The sequence below is a fragment of the Rhizobium sp. N621 genome (assembly GCF_001664325.1).
In the GTDB taxonomy this organism is placed as follows: domain Bacteria; phylum Pseudomonadota; class Alphaproteobacteria; order Rhizobiales; family Rhizobiaceae; genus Rhizobium; species Rhizobium esperanzae.
In genome coordinates this window covers 1251660-1265496 of sequence record NZ_CP013495.1, presented here as the reverse complement: position 1 = coordinate 1265496, position 13837 = coordinate 1251660, and the positions used below count along the sequence as shown (strand labels likewise).

The following is a 13837-nucleotide window of genomic DNA, read 5'->3' as shown; positions in this document are numbered from 1 at the left end:
GGCCACTGAGATCAACGGAGATTCGAGATGAACAGGAATATAATCCAGCTTCTATCCGCAGCGGCGTTTCTTTGCCCGGCCGCTGCGGCGCAGGCCTCTTCCGAAGAGGCCTGGAAACAGCTGGCGGCGGATGTGGACGCCAAATGCAGGCAGGCGGCGGTGGCGCTCGACAAGCCGGCTGCCGCCGTCGATCCCTTCGGCACCTCGCGTTATGGTCTGGCCCTTGTGACCGGAAAACCGAAGGGCGCCAAGGAGTTCGTCGCGCAGATCTGCGTTTACGACAAGCAGACAAAAACCGTTGAAATCGGCAGCGAGATGGACGCGAAGACGCTCGGACTCGCGCCGGCGAAATAGGCTGGCGGAACCCAAGCCCACCCTTAGGAGTTGAACTTCTGGTTTTTTTAGAGCGCCGCGCGCCTGTGAGAGGCGCTGAGGCGCTCTATGTTTGCGATAAATGCATGATGCTTTCCGAAAATCGTTTCCGGTTTTCGGGGCGGCGCAGGGGAGATATTGGCATGTCGGAGCTTCGCAACCGGGCGGAAGATCAGCAGAAAATCTATCAGCGCTGGGCACCCGTCTATGATCGGGTCTATCGCGGCATCCTGCGCGACGGCCATCGCAAACTTGCCGCGCTTGCCGCTGCGGCCGGCACGGATATTCTGGAAATCGGCGTCGGCACCGGCCTGACGCTCGGACATTATCCCGGCCGCTGCCGAGTGACCGGCATCGACATTTCGCAACATATGATCGCACGAGCGCGCGCGAAGGTGCAGCGCGAGAAGCTGGAGCATGTGCAGGCGCTCGAGGTGATGGATGCGCATGCGCTGAACTTTGCCGACCAGTCTTTCGACGCGGTCTGCCTGCCCTTCGTCATTACGCTGATTCCCGAGCCGGAGCGGGCGCTCGACGAATGCGCCCGGGTGCTGCGGCCGGGCGGCGAGATCATTCTCGCCAGCAAGCTCGGCGACGGCGCCGGCCTGCAGGGGGCGATCGAGGCGGCGGTGGCGCCGCTGGTGCGTCACATCGGCTGGTCCTCCGCCTTCCGCATCCACCGCATCCTCGCCTGGGCCGAACGTCGCGGCGATTTTTCCACGACCGATATTCTGCCGGTCTTTCCGAACGGGTTTTTCAAGATCGTCCGGCTGAAGCAGCGCGGACTTTCGGCCTGAGGTCAAAAGTTTCTCACGCATCGCGGATTCTGATGCTATCGTTCGTCTGAGGGGACTATATGACATCGGATATCTTCTTCTTCATCGCCGTCGGCTTCTGCGCGCAGATCGTCGACGGCGCGCTTGGCATGGCCTTCGGCGTACTGTCGACCACGAGCCTGCTGGCCTTCGGAGTGCCTGCGGCCAATGCCAGCGCCATGACGCATGTAACGGAAATGTTCACGACGGCGGCATCCGGCATTTCACATGCCTATCATCGCAATGTCGACTGGCGGCTGGTGGCGCGGCTGGCGCCTGCCGGCATGATCGGCGGGGCGATCGGCGCCTATCTGCTGGCCAATATCGACGGCAAGGTGATCGCGCCCTTCGTGTCGGCCTATCTGATCGCGATCGGCCTGTTGATCCTCTACAAGGCGTTCCGGCCGCCATCCAGGCGCGAAGTGCGCGACTGGGCGGTGGCGCCTGTCGGACTTTGCGGCGGAATGCTCGATGCGATCGGCGGCGGCGGATGGGGACCCGTCGTCACCAGCACGCTGATCGGGCGCGGCCATGATCTGAAGCGGGTGATCGGCTCGACCAACTTCACCGAATTTGCTGTAACGCTGACGATTTCGCTGACCTTCATCCTGACGCTCGGCTGGTCGGAACTCAATTCGGCGATCGGCCTGATCATCGGCGGCGTGATCGCCGCTCCTTTCGGCGCCATCCTCGTCAAGCGGCTGCCGGTGCGGCCGCTGATGGTAGCGGTCTCGATGGTCATCATCACGACGTCGGCGCTGCGAATTTTCTAACTACAGATCCCGTCCGAAATAAACCTCGACCGAGGCGATCTTGCCGCCGCGGAAGCGAAGGCTCTCCATGTTGCCGAAGCTTGCGCCATCCAGTTTTTGGGCGCGGTAGCGAACAGCGGCCTCGTTCCCGTCGATTGCCAGGAACTCGATGTCGATACGGGGGAACAACGGCTCCTTCGGCCAGCAGCGCTCGAAATACGCAGCCCGGTCGATATGGTCGTCACGCGGACTGGAGAAGGTGAAATCCTCGGTCAGCATGGCGCCGACAATATCCTTGCGGTCTTCGAGATAGGCGGCGTAGAGATCACGGACGGTCTGCTGCCTCGTGCGCATATCGTTCATGGCATATCCTCCGATTAACCGATTGCATCACGCAATCAGTACCTCTAGCACATTTACCTCAAATGATCCAGTTTCGGCGCAATTGCGCCCCGTGATCGAAGTCGAGGCAGGGAATGACCGATACGCAATTGGACGCGGTGAGCGTCAAGGCAGGCTCGATCCACTGGAAGCGCAACCTCACCGTCTCGCTGATCGGCTCCTTCACCACCATCGTGGCGATGACGCTGCTGCTGCCTTTCCTGCCGCTCTATGTCGAGGAGCTCGGCGTGGCCGACCATGCGGCGATCGTGCAATGGTCGGGCATCGCCTATGGCGCCACCTTCCTGGCCGCCGCGCTCGTCGCGCCGCTCTGGGGGCGGCTCGGCGACATTTACGGCCGCAAGCTGATGCTGGTGCGCGCCAGCCTCGGCATGACGCTGGCGATCTCGCTGATGGGCATGGCCGGCAATGTCTGGCAGCTGGTGGCGCTGCGCCTCTTCGTCGGGCTCGCCGGGGGCTACTCCTCCGGCTCGATGGTGCTGGTGGCGACGCAGACGCCGAAGGAGCGTTCGGCCTGGGCGCTCGGCGTGCTTTCTTGCGGCATCATGGCCGGCAATCTCGTCGGGCCGCTGATCGGCGGGGTGCTGCCGCCTGTTATCGGCATCCGCGGCACGTTTCTCGCTGCCGGAGCGATGATCTTCCTCGCCTTTCTCGCCACCGCCCTGCTGATCAAGGAGGAGAAGTCGCCGGCCCGCAAACAGGCGGCCAAGGCAAGCGGCGGCTGGAAATCCATTCCCGATAAAGGCCCTGTCGTTGCCATGCTGGCGACCGGCATGCTGTTGATGTTTGCCAATATGTCGATCGAACCGATCATCACCGTCTATGTCGCGCAGATCGTGCCTGATGCCACTGAAGTGACGAAGATCTCGGGTCTCGTCATGTCGGCCGCCGCGCTCGGCAGCATTCTTTCGGCCTCCCGGCTCGGCAGGCTCGCCGACAGGATCGGCCACTGGCCGGTCATATCGGGCGCGCTCGCCGTCGCCGGGCTGCTGCTGATTCCGCAGGCATTCGTCACCAGTTCCTGGCAGCTGATCGTCCTGCGCTTCCTGATGGGGGCCGCGCTCGGCGGGCTCCTGCCCTGCATCGCCGCCGTCATCCGCCACAGCGTTCCGGACAGTGCGGCCGGCAGCATTCTCGGCCTGTCCGTGTCCTCGCAATATGTCGGCCAGGTGGCCGGTCCCATCCTCGGCGGCTTTGTCGGCGGCCATGTCGGCATGCGGGCGGTTTTCCTCGGCACCGCGGTGCTGCTTCTCGCCGGCGGCGCCTATGCCTGGATAGTGCGGCCTAAAACAACTGAGACCGGAGCGGGATCAGCTTCGCGCGCTGCCGCAGATCAGTTCGACGCCTGAGCGGGCGATCGCCTCCAGCGTCTCGCGGCTGTCGCCGGCGCGTGCGCGCACGGCGAGCGAATGCATGACGGCGGAGGCGAGCCTTGCCAGCATCTGCGGATCGGCGCTCTCGGGAAGCTCGCCGCGTTCAACGGCAAGGCGCATGCGCTTTTCGATCTCGCCGTCGAAATCGCTGAGGCTGCGGCCGAGCACCTCGCGGACCCGTTCACGCTCGACCGCCTCGGCCGTCGCCGTGCCGATCAGCAGACAACCGCGGGCGGCCGTTGCACCGTGAAGATAGATCGCCAGCGCGCTTTCATAGACCCGGGCGAGATTGTTGCGCAGCGGCAGCGACGGGTCGAGCGCTTGGGCAAGCGCGTCCATGCCGTCTCGGCGATAAGCCTCCAAAGTATCGAGATAGAGATCCTCCTTGTCGCCGAAGGCGCCGTAGAGGCTCGGGCGGTTGAGGTTGGTCGCAGCACTCAGATTATCGAGCGAGGCGGCGGCAAAGCCCCGGTCCCAGAAGACGTCCCGCGCCTTGCCGAGCGCTGCCTTGGCGTCGAAAGCCCTCGGGCGGCCGCGCTTCTTCTCATCCTTCATATTTGTACCGTTTCGCATTAAATTCTTGACGAAGGCTATTTTATGCGAAACAGTACAGATGTTCAATGATATCGAACGGGCGGCCTCGACCGCCTGCATGAGAGAGGAAATTGCCATGAAACTCTATATGAACGCCGCGGCCTGCTCGCTTTCACCGCATATCGTCTGCCGGGAGCTGGGGCTCGATATCGAGCTTGTCGAGGTCAACAGGGAAACCCACCGGACGAGCGACGGCAAGGACTATCTCGCCATCAACGGCAACGGCTATGTGCCGGCTCTGATGCTCGACGATGGCAAGGTGCTGACCGAGGGACCGGCGATCGCACAGTTCCTCGCCGACAGCGTGCCGCAAGGTGCGGCGATGCTGCCCGAGGTCGGCAACCTCAGACGCAACGAGGTGCAATCCTATCTGAATTTCATATCCGCCGAGCTGCACAAGCCGATGGTGCTGCTGTTCGAGCCGGCTTATGCCAGCGTGCATGACCGGGTTCGCGCCCAGGTCTCGAAGCGGCTTTCCTGGCTGAGCGGCCGTCTTGCCGGACCTTATCTGACCGGCGAGGCCTTCACCGTGGCGGACGCCTATCTCTTCGTCTGCCTGAACTGGTCCCCCTGGACGCAGATCGATCTCAAGCAATGGCCGGCGCTGCACGGTTTCATGGCCCGTGTGGCGGCCCGCCCGAAGGTGCGCGAAGCACTGCGGGCCGAAGACCTCCAGGCCTTCGATGTCGATGGCGTCTTTTTCGCGCCGAATGCCTATCTCGCCTCGTCGGGTTGGACGGGTTCGCCGGTCCAGCCCTGAGCTTGCCCCTCAGAGCGCGTTGACGGCCACCGGCAAAGCGCGCTTGTGGGCGGTTGCCCGATAGGCGGCAAGGATCCGGCGGCGGGCGATCTCGCCGACCGGCTTGCCTTCGAGGAAATCATCGATCTCGTCGTAGCTGACACCATATGCCTCCTCGTCGGGGCGCAGCGGCCGCTGGTCTTCGAGATCGGCGGTCGGCACCTTGAAGATCAGCTCGTCGGGCGCGCCGAGCCGCTTTGCCAGCAGGCGCACCCGGCGTTTGTTGAGGCCGGCGAGCGGCAGGATGTCGGCGGCGCCATCACCGAATTTGGTGAAGAAACCCATGACCGCTTCGGCCGCATGATCAGTGCCGATGACGAGGCCGCCGAGCGCGCCGGCCAAAGCGAACTGGGCGATCATGCGCTGGCGGGCCTTGATATTGCCGAGAATGAAATCCTGTCGGCCGGCATCGGCGAAGGCAAGGCCGCCATCTTGAGCGGCGGCCAGCATCGCATCCGCCGCCGCCTTGATGTTGACCACCATCGAGCGGTCAGGGTCGATCGTTGCAAGCGCCTTCACCGCATCGGCCTCATCCGCCTGGACGCCATAGGGAAGGCGTACGGCGATGAATTCGGCCGCATAGCCGCCGTCACGCAGCTCGCGCACCGCTTTCTGAGCCAGCAAAGCCGCCGTCAGCGAATCGACGCCGCCGCTGATGCCGAGGACGTAGCCGCGCATGCCCGAGCCGACGAGATAATCCTTGAGGAAAGCGGTTCGCCGTTGGATCTCCCGCTCCGGATCGATCTCGGTGGCGACACCCAGTTCGCGGATGATCTCGGCTTGTTCGTCGAACAGCACAGTCATTAAGCTCCTCCTCCCGGCTTACGGAATTCCGGCGCCACTATGGCGAAAAGATGGGGGAAGACGAAGCCGTTTCGGGCAGACCTGCCATGCGTTTTATGCAAGTGGGCGGCGAGGCTCGAACAGGTCAAAGACGGACAGACTGGTTTCGCCGGCTGCCGCACACCTACCGTACAATCGTAAACAGCTCCACTGGCTCGGCAAACCCCTTCAGCCCCTGTGCCCCGACCGACATCACATCCCCTGCCCCGGTTTTCTCTCGGAATGGCTCAGACATCAGCAAGGCCGCGCCCAATTCACTGCAGGCGGTCTGGATGCGGCTGACCAAGTTGACGTCGCGGCCGATCAGGGTGAAGTCGAGGCGGCGGCCGGAGCCGATATTGCCGTAGCTGACCTCGCCGTAATGCAGGGCGATGCCGGCCTTCACGCCGATGCCGTCGTACTGGAAACGGTCGAGCTCATCGAGGATGGCGCGGGCCGATGCCAGGGCCGCGCCGCAGGCATGGGCCGCAGCGTAGCCGGGAAAGAAGGCAAGCACGGCGTCGCCCATGAATTTCAGCACTTCGCCGCCTTCCCGGGTAATGGCCGGGACAACCCGATCGAAATAGGCGTTGAGAAGCCCAAGCACGGTGCCGCCGGGGAGTTTATTCGACAGCTCGGTAAAGCCGCGCAGATCGCAGAGCAGCAGGGCGGCCTCCATCGATTCGATTTCGCCCTGGCGGATGCGGCCGGCCAAGATCCGGCTTGCGGTCAGCGGGCCAACATAGGTGTCGAGCAGGCTGAGCTCGACCTGGCGAAGAATGCGCAGCTCGCTGGTGTTGCGCAGCGCCGGCAGAATGCGCTCGATCACCTGGCGTTCGGAGGCTGTGAAGCCGGCCGGCCGCCTCGTGCCGAAGACGGCGGCGCCGACCGGCCCATCGATATTGCAGAGCGGCGCGATGACAAGCTGCATCAGACCGCGATCGGCGAAAACGTCGATATGCCGCCAGCGGCCGTGCACGCTTTCGCCGGGGCCAACCACCAGTGGTTCCCGGCTTTCCATGACCTTGCGCAGCGGCGTGTTTGATATCGCGACCCGTGCGCCATGTTCGCGGTCGTGGATCTCAACCGGCTCGCCCGGCGCCCAGGCAATGGTGCGGCCGACGAGCTCGGGATGCAGCGTCATCAGATGCAGGGTCAGCCGGTCGACCGGCAGGCCGAGCGCCTGAAGCCTGCGGCCGAGGCCGGAAACGAGGCCTGCTTCGTCGAGCGCGTGGCATTCATCGCCGGAGAGCCATTCGATGATGGCAAGCAGCGCGCCGGTGCCGACGGCATCGGTCTGCCGTTCGGCGGCTGGAGCATAGATTGCGGTTGTCATGGCTTCTTCTCCTTGACCAGGTGGCGCTAATGGGCGCCGCCGCCCGAGAGTTGACCGGGTTTCTTCAGTAGCAGGATCGCAAGCAATGCGACGACGAGCGCAACGCCGAGCAGGAAGAAAGCGTCGCTGAAGGCCATGATATTGGCCTGCTTGCGTATCTTGAGCGCGATGGCGACCATGGCCTTATGGCTGGCGAGCGCCTGGTCGCTGACGCCATGGCTCATGAAGTAGGCGGTCAGGCGAGCGATACGATCGCGGGTGGCTTCCTCGAAGACCGAGACCGAGTGGGTGAGGATATTCGAATGGTACTGCTCGCGCTTCGACAGGAAGGTCTGCAGCAAGGCGATGCCGACCGCGCCGCCGAGATTGCGCATCATATTGAACAGCGCCGACGCCGAACCGGCATTCTCCTGCTCGATGCCTGCGGTGGCGATCGCCGAGAGCGGCGTGAAGACCAGCGCCTGGCCGATGGCGCGGACGATGTTCGGCCAGAAGAGCTGGTCGCTGGCATAATCGCCGGTCATGTGCACGTTCATGAAATTCGAGGCGGCAAAGAGGGCGAAGCCGATGATAATCAGCAGCCGCACATCGAAACGCTTCATCAGGCGCGGCACCAGGGGGATCAGCAGCAGCTGCGGAATGCCGGTCCAGGCGAGAACCATGCCGATCTGCTCGGAATTATAGCCCTGGATGCGGGCGAGATAGATCGGCAGCACAAAGACCGAACCGTAAAGCGCGATGCCGAGCAGGAAATTGGCGACGATGCCGAAGCCGAAATTACGGCGCAGCAGCAGACGGAGGTTCAAGAGCGGATGAGCCGCTCTCAGCTCGATGACGATGAACAGGGTCAGCGAGACGACTGATATAACCGACAGGCGCAGGATGAAATCGGAGCCGAACCAGTCTTCCTTGTTGCCCTCTTCCAGCACGGTCTGCAAGGCGGCCAGGCCGATCGCCATGGTGACGATACCCGGCCAGTCACCCTTGGCGAGCAGTTTCAGGTTCATCGGCGTCCGATCGAGCGAGGCCCAGAGCAGGCCGACCATCAGCGCGCCGGGGACCAGATTGACGTAGAAGATATATTCCCAGCCCCAGCTCTCGGTGAGGTACCCGCCGATCGTCGGACCGATCGCTGGTGCGAAGGTGGCCGACAAGGCAAAGAGGGCAAGGCCGACCGGCTGCTTGGCCTTGGGCAGCAGCGTGATGATGATGGTGAAGGCCATCGGGATCAGCACGCCACCGGCAAAACCCTGAATGGCGCGCAGGATGATCATCTGCTGCAGATTGGCCGCGAAGGCGCAGGCCACCGAGAAGATCAGGAAGAGGATGGCGTTGGCCAACAGATAGTTGCGCAGCGAAAAGACTCGCGCCAGCCAGCCGCTGAGCGGAATGACGACGATTTCGGCGATTAGATAGGAGGTCGAGATCCAGCCGCCGTCATCGGTGCCGGCGCCGATGGCGCCCTGGATATCGGCAAGCGAGGCATTGACGATCTGGATGTTGAGGACCGCCATGAAGGCGCCGAGTGTCGAGCCGACCACGGCCGACCACATGCGAAGCGGGCTCGTGACGGCAGGCGTCGCGGGCGCTGCCGCGGCGGGGCGCGTAAGCGAATTGCCGATTGCGGCGATCTGAAGCGTGGCCATGCCCTATCTCCTTCCGCTGTTGCGGAAACTTTCTGACGATGGGTTCTGCGATATTTCGGGAGGAAATGAATCACCCAGCGTGGCTGGATAATTCCTCCTCGGCTTCTCCAGAGGCCTGGGAAGCCTCGCTCTGGGCAGCCTTGGTATCGACTTCGGGCTCGACCGACATGCCCGAGCGCAGCAGCCCGCCCAGAGCCTCGTCGTCGATGACGATCTTGACGGGGATACGCTGGACGATCTTGGTGAAGTTGCCGGTGGCATTGTCCGGCGGCAGCAGCGAGAATTCCAGACCGCTTGCCGGCGAAACGCTGTCGACATGACCCTTGACCGACATATCGGGAAAACTGTCGACCTTGATCTCGACCGACTGGCCGGGACGGACATAAGTCAGCTGCGTTTCCTTGAAATTGGCGACGACATAGACCGCATGCAGCGGCACGACCGCCATCAGCTGGGTGCCCGAGGTGACATATTGGCCGACGCGGATCGAGCGGGCGCCGACCGTGCCGTCGACGGCGGCGACGATATCCGTGTAGGACAGGTTGAGTTCGGCCTGGCGAGCGGCGGCCGCCGCCCGGTCGCGCTGGGCCACCGCCTGTTCCCGCTCAGTCCGGAGCACCGGCACCTTGTTCTCTGCCGCGACGAGCGCTGCCCGATCGCGTTCGACGGCGGCAGCCGCCTGGTCGCGAGCCGACTGGGTCTGTTCGGCGCGCGACTGGGTGCCGGCGCCGTTGGTGATCAGGCGGGCGGAGCGAGCGGCATCGGAGACGGCAAAGTCCAGCGAGGCCTGCGAAGCGGCGATCGTGGCCTTGGCCTGCGCGATGACCGACTGTTGCAACGCGATCTGGGCATCGATGTTGGTGATGGCGGCCTCGGCTGCCTTGACGTCGGCTCTCGCCTGCGAGAGCGCCGCCTGGAAGTCGCGGTCGTCGATGCGGGCGAGAACCTGGCCTGATTTGACCACGTCGTTGTCGTTGACGAGAACCTGCTTGATATAGCCGGCAACCTTCGGGGCGACGGTGGTGTAATCGGCCTTCACATAGGCGTCGTCGGTGGATTCGATGAAACGGCCGACCGTCCAGTAGCGATAGCCGAAATCGCTAGCAAATGCGGCGCCGGCAAACAGTGCCGCGGCGATGACCGCACGCTTGAGCATCCGGCGGCCGGTCTTTTCAGGCGCTTGCGCGACCGGGGTTCCGGTCATGGGTGTTGCGGGTGCCTCGGCGGCGGGGGCCCTGGCGGCCTCCTCGGCCAAGATGCGCTCGGCCTCTCCAGCACTTTCGAAAACCTGCTTGCGGGGTAGCTCGACCATCGTCCTTTTCCTTCGTCTGTCGCCCTGCTTAGGCGAGGCCTGTTCAATGCGAAGGAAAATGCGCCCTGCCATTCACTTTGATAATCTGCTTAAATCGGGAAGGATCATCAACTCTCAGCGGATAATCCGAGGGCAATATGGATCGGCTGACAAGCCTTGCAGTTTTTGGCCGCGTCGTGGAATGCGGCGGTTTTTCCGCTGCCGCGCGGCGGCTGAACATGTCCGTCACCATGGTCGGCAATCATGTGCAATCGCTGGAGGACAGGCTCGGCGTGCGGCTGCTTAACCGCACGACGCGCAAGGTCAGCCTCACGGAAACCGGCAAATATTATTATGAGCGGTCGTCGCAGATTCTCGCCGAACTCGATGAAGCGGACCGGACGGCGAGCGCGCTGAGCACGACGCCGCGCGGCACGCTGAAGGTCTATACCAGCGGCTCGATCGTGCGTTTCCTGCTGCCCGTTTTCACCGAATATATGGAGCTCTATCCGTCGATCTCGGTCGATTTCAGCGTCGGCGAGCGGATGGTCGACATGATTGAGGATGGCTATGACCTAGTCATCCGCACCCTGCCGCCGGATTCGTCGCTCATCGCGCGCAAGCTGACGCCGTGGCGCCATATGCTGGTCTGCTCACCTGCCTATGTCGACAGCCATCCGCTCCCGCTGAAGCCGGCCGAAATCGCCGATCACAATTGCCTGCAATACGCCTATTACCCTTATGGCGATGAGTGGCGCTTCGAGGATGGCGACGGCCGGCAGGAGAGCGTCAAGATCAGCGGCAATGTTGTCTCGAACAATGCCGAGATGCTGCGCTTCCTGACGTTGAACGGACGAGGCCTCTTCCTGGCGCCGAGCTTCGTGGTGTTCGACGACATTGCCGAAGGGCGACTGATAAAGATCATGCCGGATTATCGGCCGGTGGAATTCACCATCAACGCCGTCTACCCCAACCGCAGCCATCTGCCGACGAAGGTGCGGCTGTTTATCGATCTCTTGGCGGAGAGATTTGCGGAACATCGGAAGTGGATGATCTGAGGGGGTGGGATGGCACCCCCCTCTGCCCTGCCGGGCATCTCCCCCACAAGGAGGGAGATTGGCTGGGCGCGATGGCTTCCCCAAACAACTGGCCGTCACATGAATCGTGAACTTAGGGCGAGGTATCGCTTCTTGCCGATCTCCCCCCTTGTGGGGGAGATGCCCGGCAGGGCAGAGGGGGGTATCCCCGATCTCAATTCTGCCGGCGGAACCGCCCCGGCCCTGCGCTTGCGCTCCGGGCGTTCGCCACTGCAATCGATTCACTGGATCGATTGCTCCCGCTGCGCGGGATCGTGGCTCACTCCTCGCTCTCGGTTCTGCCGTGGGCCCAGTTCATGTAGAGCTCCAGCGCCTTGCGGGTGACCGGGCCTTCCTGGAGGTTGCGGTCGTCGAGGCGGGTGACGCCGACGACTTTGGAGTAGTTGCCGGTGGTGAAGATTTCGTCGGCGGTGAGGAAATCCTCGACGGAGAGGGTTGCTTCGACGACGTCGAAACCGGCCTTGCGAAGCAGGCCGATGACGCGGGCGCGGGTGATGCCGGCGAGGAAGGTGCGGTTGGCAGCCGGCGTCATCACCACGCCGTCGCGCACCAGGAAGACGTTCGACGAGGCGGTTTCGACGACGTTGCCGTTGAGGTCGCGCACCAGCGCATTGTCGAAACCGCGGCTGCGGGCCTCGGCGATCATGCGGCCGCTATTGGGATAGAGCGAGCCGGTCTTCGCCTCGGTCATTGCCGTTTCCGGCGACGGACGGCGATAGGGCGAGACGGTGAGGCTGGTGCCGGCATGACCGCCCATCGGCGCCTCGAACAGGCAGAGCGCGAAACGGGTCGATTCCGCATCGACGGAGACGATGCTACCGGCCGAACCATGTTCGCCCCAATACATCGGCTTGATGTAGATCGCCGTCGCGCCGTCGAATCTGCCAACGCCTTCCCAGGCAAGCGCGGCGATCTCCTCGGCCGATTTTACCGGCTTCAGCCCCATGGCGAGCGCCGAGCGGTTGACGCGCTGGCAATGCAGATCGAGATCCGGGGCGATGCCGTCGAACCAGCGGGCGCCGTCGAAGACCGTCGAGCCGAGCCACATGGCATGCGAGGTCGGCCCGATCAGCGGCGGATTGCCGGGAAGCCATTCCCCGTCGACGTGAGTCCAGGTGGTGGAACGCGGTGATGTATCGACGGCCATTGCTGCTCTCCCTTCATCCGGGAAAGCAAAAACCCCGGCGGCAAGCCGGGTCAAGGACAAATCCCGGCCGGAAATACGGAAGCAAGAAAATGCCGGGGGACAGCGTCCGGCCGCAATATTCGTGCGCGACACCTGCGGCGTGAGCGATGGGTGCATCAGCAAAAATGATCGAATCTTTGTTGGAACAGCGGGCTGGCGCATGCGATCATGAGGAGAAATCGCCGGACAGCGGCAAGGGAGAACGCCGATGAAAGCCATGTATTATGAAGCCTTCGAGCAGGCGCCCGAAATCCGCACCCTGCCCGATCCGACGCCGACAGAGGATGGCGTCGTCATCTCCGTCGGTGCCAGCGGCCTTTGCCGCAGCGACTGGCACGGCTGGATGGGGCACGATCCCGATATCCGGCTGCCGCATGTGCCGGGACACGAGCTTGCCGGGCGGGTCGTCGCCACCGGGCGCGGCGTGATGCGCTTCAAGGTCGGCGACCGGGTGACGGTGCCCTTCGTTTCCGGCTGCGGCCATTGCAGCGAATGCCACTCCGGCAACCAGCAGGTCTGCCCGAACCAGTTTCAGCCGGGCTTCACCCATTGGGGCTCCTTCGCCGAATATGTGGCGATCGATTATGCCGACACCAATCTGGTGCACCTGCCCGATACGATCGACGATGCGACGGCGGCAAGCCTCGGCTGCCGCTTCGCCACTTCGTTTCGCGCCGTCGCCGACCATGCGCGCACCGGACCCGGTGAATGGATCGCCGTGCATGGCTGCGGCGGGGTCGGCCTGTCGGCGATCATGATCGCCACTGCGCTGGGCGCCAATGCGATCGGCATCGACATATCGGAGGAGAAACTTGCCTTCGCCAGAGAGTGCGGCGCGGTGGCGACGGTCAATGCCGCAAGCGTTGCCGACGTCGCCGAGGCGGTGCGCGAGATCACCAAAGGCGGCGCGCATGTCTCGATCGACGCGCTCGGCCATCCCGCCACCTGCTTCAACTCGATCAAGAATCTGCGCCGGCGCGGCCGGCATGTGCAGGTGGGGCTGATGCTCGGCGAATATGCCACGCCGCAAATCCCGATGGCGCAGGTGATCAGCAACGAACTCGAAATCTACGGCAGCCACGGCATGCAGGCCTGGCGCTACGACGCCATGCTGTCGATGCTGGGCGCCGGCAAGATCGCGCCGCAGAAGCTGATCGGACGGCGGATCAGCCTGGAGGAAGCCGTGCCGGCGCTGATGGCGCTCGACAAGGCGGAGGGGACGGGGATCAGCGTGATCACGCGGTTTTCGTGAGCGAACGGGGCCCCTGCCTGCCGGTGGCGGCCGGAAGCGCCGCCTTGGTCTATGCGCCGCTTCTGTGTCGGCCGCATTACAGGAACCGGGTCATTTCCAC

The 13837-nt window shown here is 63.6% G+C and carries 14 protein-coding genes; 7 read left to right on the top strand and 7 right to left on the bottom strand.

Going from position 1 to position 13837, the window contains the following annotated elements; translation table 11 throughout:
• Nucleotides 1-27: 27 nt before the first annotated feature.
• The 3 genes from AMK00_RS06200 to AMK00_RS06190 all read left to right on the top strand — a co-directional run bounded on the left by AMK00_RS06200 (nt 28) and on the right by AMK00_RS06190 (nt 1960).
• The gene (locus AMK00_RS06200; RefSeq protein WP_064809893.1) at nt 28-354 is read left to right on the top strand and encodes a hypothetical protein; all 327 of its coding nucleotides are present in this window, start codon (nt 28-30) and stop codon (nt 352-354) included.
• A gap of 161 nt (nt 355-515) precedes the next feature.
• Nucleotides 516-1169: a class I SAM-dependent methyltransferase gene (locus AMK00_RS06195; RefSeq protein ID WP_064801226.1), complete on the top strand. Its 654-nt coding sequence runs from the start codon at nt 516-518 to the stop codon at nt 1167-1169.
• Nucleotides 1170-1228: 59 nt separating this feature from the next.
• Nucleotides 1229-1960 carry a sulfite exporter TauE/SafE family protein gene (locus AMK00_RS06190; RefSeq protein ID WP_064809892.1) on the top strand — a complete coding sequence of 244 codons (732 nt, stop codon included), beginning with the start codon at nt 1229-1231 and terminating at the stop codon, nt 1958-1960.
• On the opposite strand, the gene AMK00_RS06185 is transcribed toward AMK00_RS06190, so the two are convergent.
• Nucleotides 1961-2302, bottom strand: a complete 342-nt coding sequence (locus AMK00_RS06185; RefSeq protein ID WP_064809891.1) for a nuclear transport factor 2 family protein — start codon at nt 2300-2302, stop codon at nt 1961-1963. It lies immediately after the preceding gene.
• Nucleotides 2303-2415: 113 nt separating this feature from the next.
• On the opposite strand from AMK00_RS06185, the gene AMK00_RS06180 reads away from it, so the two are divergent.
• A complete protein-coding gene (locus AMK00_RS06180; protein WP_064809890.1) occupies nt 2416-3690 on the top strand; it encodes a multidrug efflux MFS transporter in 1275 nt (424 codons plus the stop codon).
• Here the strand turns inward: AMK00_RS06180 and AMK00_RS06175 are convergent.
• Nucleotides 3652-4269 (bottom strand): TetR/AcrR family transcriptional regulator, encoded by a 618-nt coding sequence (locus tag AMK00_RS06175; protein WP_064801219.1) that lies wholly within the window; start codon nt 4267-4269, stop codon nt 3652-3654. The two genes, AMK00_RS06180 and AMK00_RS06175, sit on opposite strands and share 39 nt — an antisense overlap.
• A gap of 115 nt (nt 4270-4384) precedes the next feature.
• On the opposite strand from AMK00_RS06175, the gene gstA reads away from it, so the two are divergent.
• On the top strand, nt 4385-5068 hold the full coding sequence (gene gstA / locus AMK00_RS06170; RefSeq protein ID WP_064811659.1) for a glutathione transferase GstA: 684 nt from the start codon (nt 4385-4387) through the stop codon (nt 5066-5068).
• A 9-nt stretch (nt 5069-5077) separates the two neighbouring features.
• Here gstA and nadE read toward each other — a convergent pair whose 3' ends face one another.
• The 4 genes from nadE to AMK00_RS06150 all read right to left on the bottom strand — a co-directional run bounded on the left by nadE (nt 5078) and on the right by AMK00_RS06150 (nt 10223).
• Nucleotides 5078-5911, bottom strand: coding sequence for an ammonia-dependent NAD(+) synthetase (nadE, locus tag AMK00_RS06165; RefSeq protein ID WP_012483130.1), 834 nt, complete (start codon nt 5909-5911; stop codon nt 5078-5080).
• Nucleotides 5912-6074: 163 nt separating this feature from the next.
• The gene (locus tag AMK00_RS06160) at nt 6075-7265 is read right to left on the bottom strand and encodes an adenylate/guanylate cyclase domain-containing protein (RefSeq protein ID WP_064809889.1); all 1191 of its coding nucleotides are present in this window, start codon (nt 7263-7265) and stop codon (nt 6075-6077) included.
• Nucleotides 7266-7291: 26 nt separating this feature from the next.
• Entirely contained in the window at nt 7292-8911 is a 1620-nt protein-coding gene (locus tag AMK00_RS06155; protein ID WP_064809888.1) for an MDR family MFS transporter, read from the bottom strand.
• Between the two features lie 70 nt (nt 8912-8981).
• Nucleotides 8982-10223: an HlyD family secretion protein gene (locus AMK00_RS06150; protein WP_064801211.1), complete on the bottom strand. Its 1242-nt coding sequence runs from the start codon at nt 10221-10223 to the stop codon at nt 8982-8984.
• 137 nt (nt 10224-10360) lie between these two features.
• On the opposite strand from AMK00_RS06150, the gene AMK00_RS06145 reads away from it, so the two are divergent.
• Entirely contained in the window at nt 10361-11260 is a 900-nt protein-coding gene (locus tag AMK00_RS06145) for a LysR family transcriptional regulator (RefSeq protein WP_064801209.1), read from the top strand.
• Nucleotides 11261-11558: 298 nt separating this feature from the next.
• On the opposite strand, the gene AMK00_RS06140 is transcribed toward AMK00_RS06145, so the two are convergent.
• On the bottom strand, nt 11559-12446 hold the full coding sequence (locus AMK00_RS06140) for a branched-chain amino acid aminotransferase (RefSeq protein WP_064801207.1): 888 nt from the start codon (nt 12444-12446) through the stop codon (nt 11559-11561).
• 247 nt (nt 12447-12693) lie between these two features.
• Here AMK00_RS06140 and AMK00_RS06135 point away from each other — a divergent pair, with 247 nt between their 5' ends.
• Nucleotides 12694-13737 (top strand): zinc-dependent alcohol dehydrogenase family protein, encoded by a 1044-nt coding sequence (locus AMK00_RS06135; RefSeq protein ID WP_064801205.1) that lies wholly within the window; start codon nt 12694-12696, stop codon nt 13735-13737.
• The last annotated feature ends 100 nt before the right edge of the window (nt 13738-13837 follow it).

Excerpts from the sequence above, each read along its gene's own strand:
- AMK00_RS06145 (WP_064801209.1), top strand. The coding sequence starts at position 10,361 with ATGGATCGGCTGACAAGCCTTGCAGTTTTTGGCCGCGTCGTGGAATGC.
- AMK00_RS06160 (WP_064809889.1), bottom strand. The coding sequence starts at position 7,265 with ATGACAACCGCAATCTATGCTCCAGCCGCCGAACGGCAGACCGATGCC.
- AMK00_RS06135 (WP_064801205.1), top strand. The coding sequence starts at position 12,694 with ATGAAAGCCATGTATTATGAAGCCTTCGAGCAGGCGCCCGAAATCCGC.
- AMK00_RS06175 (WP_064801219.1), bottom strand. The coding sequence starts at position 4,269 with ATGAAGGATGAGAAGAAGCGCGGCCGCCCGAGGGCTTTCGACGCCAAG.
- nadE (WP_012483130.1), bottom strand. The coding sequence starts at position 5,911 with ATGACTGTGCTGTTCGACGAACAAGCCGAGATCATCCGCGAACTGGGT.
- AMK00_RS06180 (WP_064809890.1), top strand. The coding sequence starts at position 2,416 with ATGACCGATACGCAATTGGACGCGGTGAGCGTCAAGGCAGGCTCGATC.
- AMK00_RS06185 (WP_064809891.1), bottom strand. The coding sequence starts at position 2,302 with ATGAACGATATGCGCACGAGGCAGCAGACCGTCCGTGATCTCTACGCC.
- AMK00_RS06190 (WP_064809892.1), top strand. The coding sequence starts at position 1,229 with ATGACATCGGATATCTTCTTCTTCATCGCCGTCGGCTTCTGCGCGCAG.
- AMK00_RS06200 (WP_064809893.1), top strand. The coding sequence starts at position 28 with ATGAACAGGAATATAATCCAGCTTCTATCCGCAGCGGCGTTTCTTTGC.
- AMK00_RS06195 (WP_064801226.1), top strand. The coding sequence starts at position 516 with ATGTCGGAGCTTCGCAACCGGGCGGAAGATCAGCAGAAAATCTATCAG.
- AMK00_RS06155 (WP_064809888.1), bottom strand. The coding sequence starts at position 8,911 with ATGGCCACGCTTCAGATCGCCGCAATCGGCAATTCGCTTACGCGCCCC.
- AMK00_RS06140 (WP_064801207.1), bottom strand. The coding sequence starts at position 12,446 with ATGGCCGTCGATACATCACCGCGTTCCACCACCTGGACTCACGTCGAC.
- gstA (WP_064811659.1), top strand. The coding sequence starts at position 4,385 with ATGAAACTCTATATGAACGCCGCGGCCTGCTCGCTTTCACCGCATATC.
- AMK00_RS06150 (WP_064801211.1), bottom strand. The coding sequence starts at position 10,223 with ATGGTCGAGCTACCCCGCAAGCAGGTTTTCGAAAGTGCTGGAGAGGCC.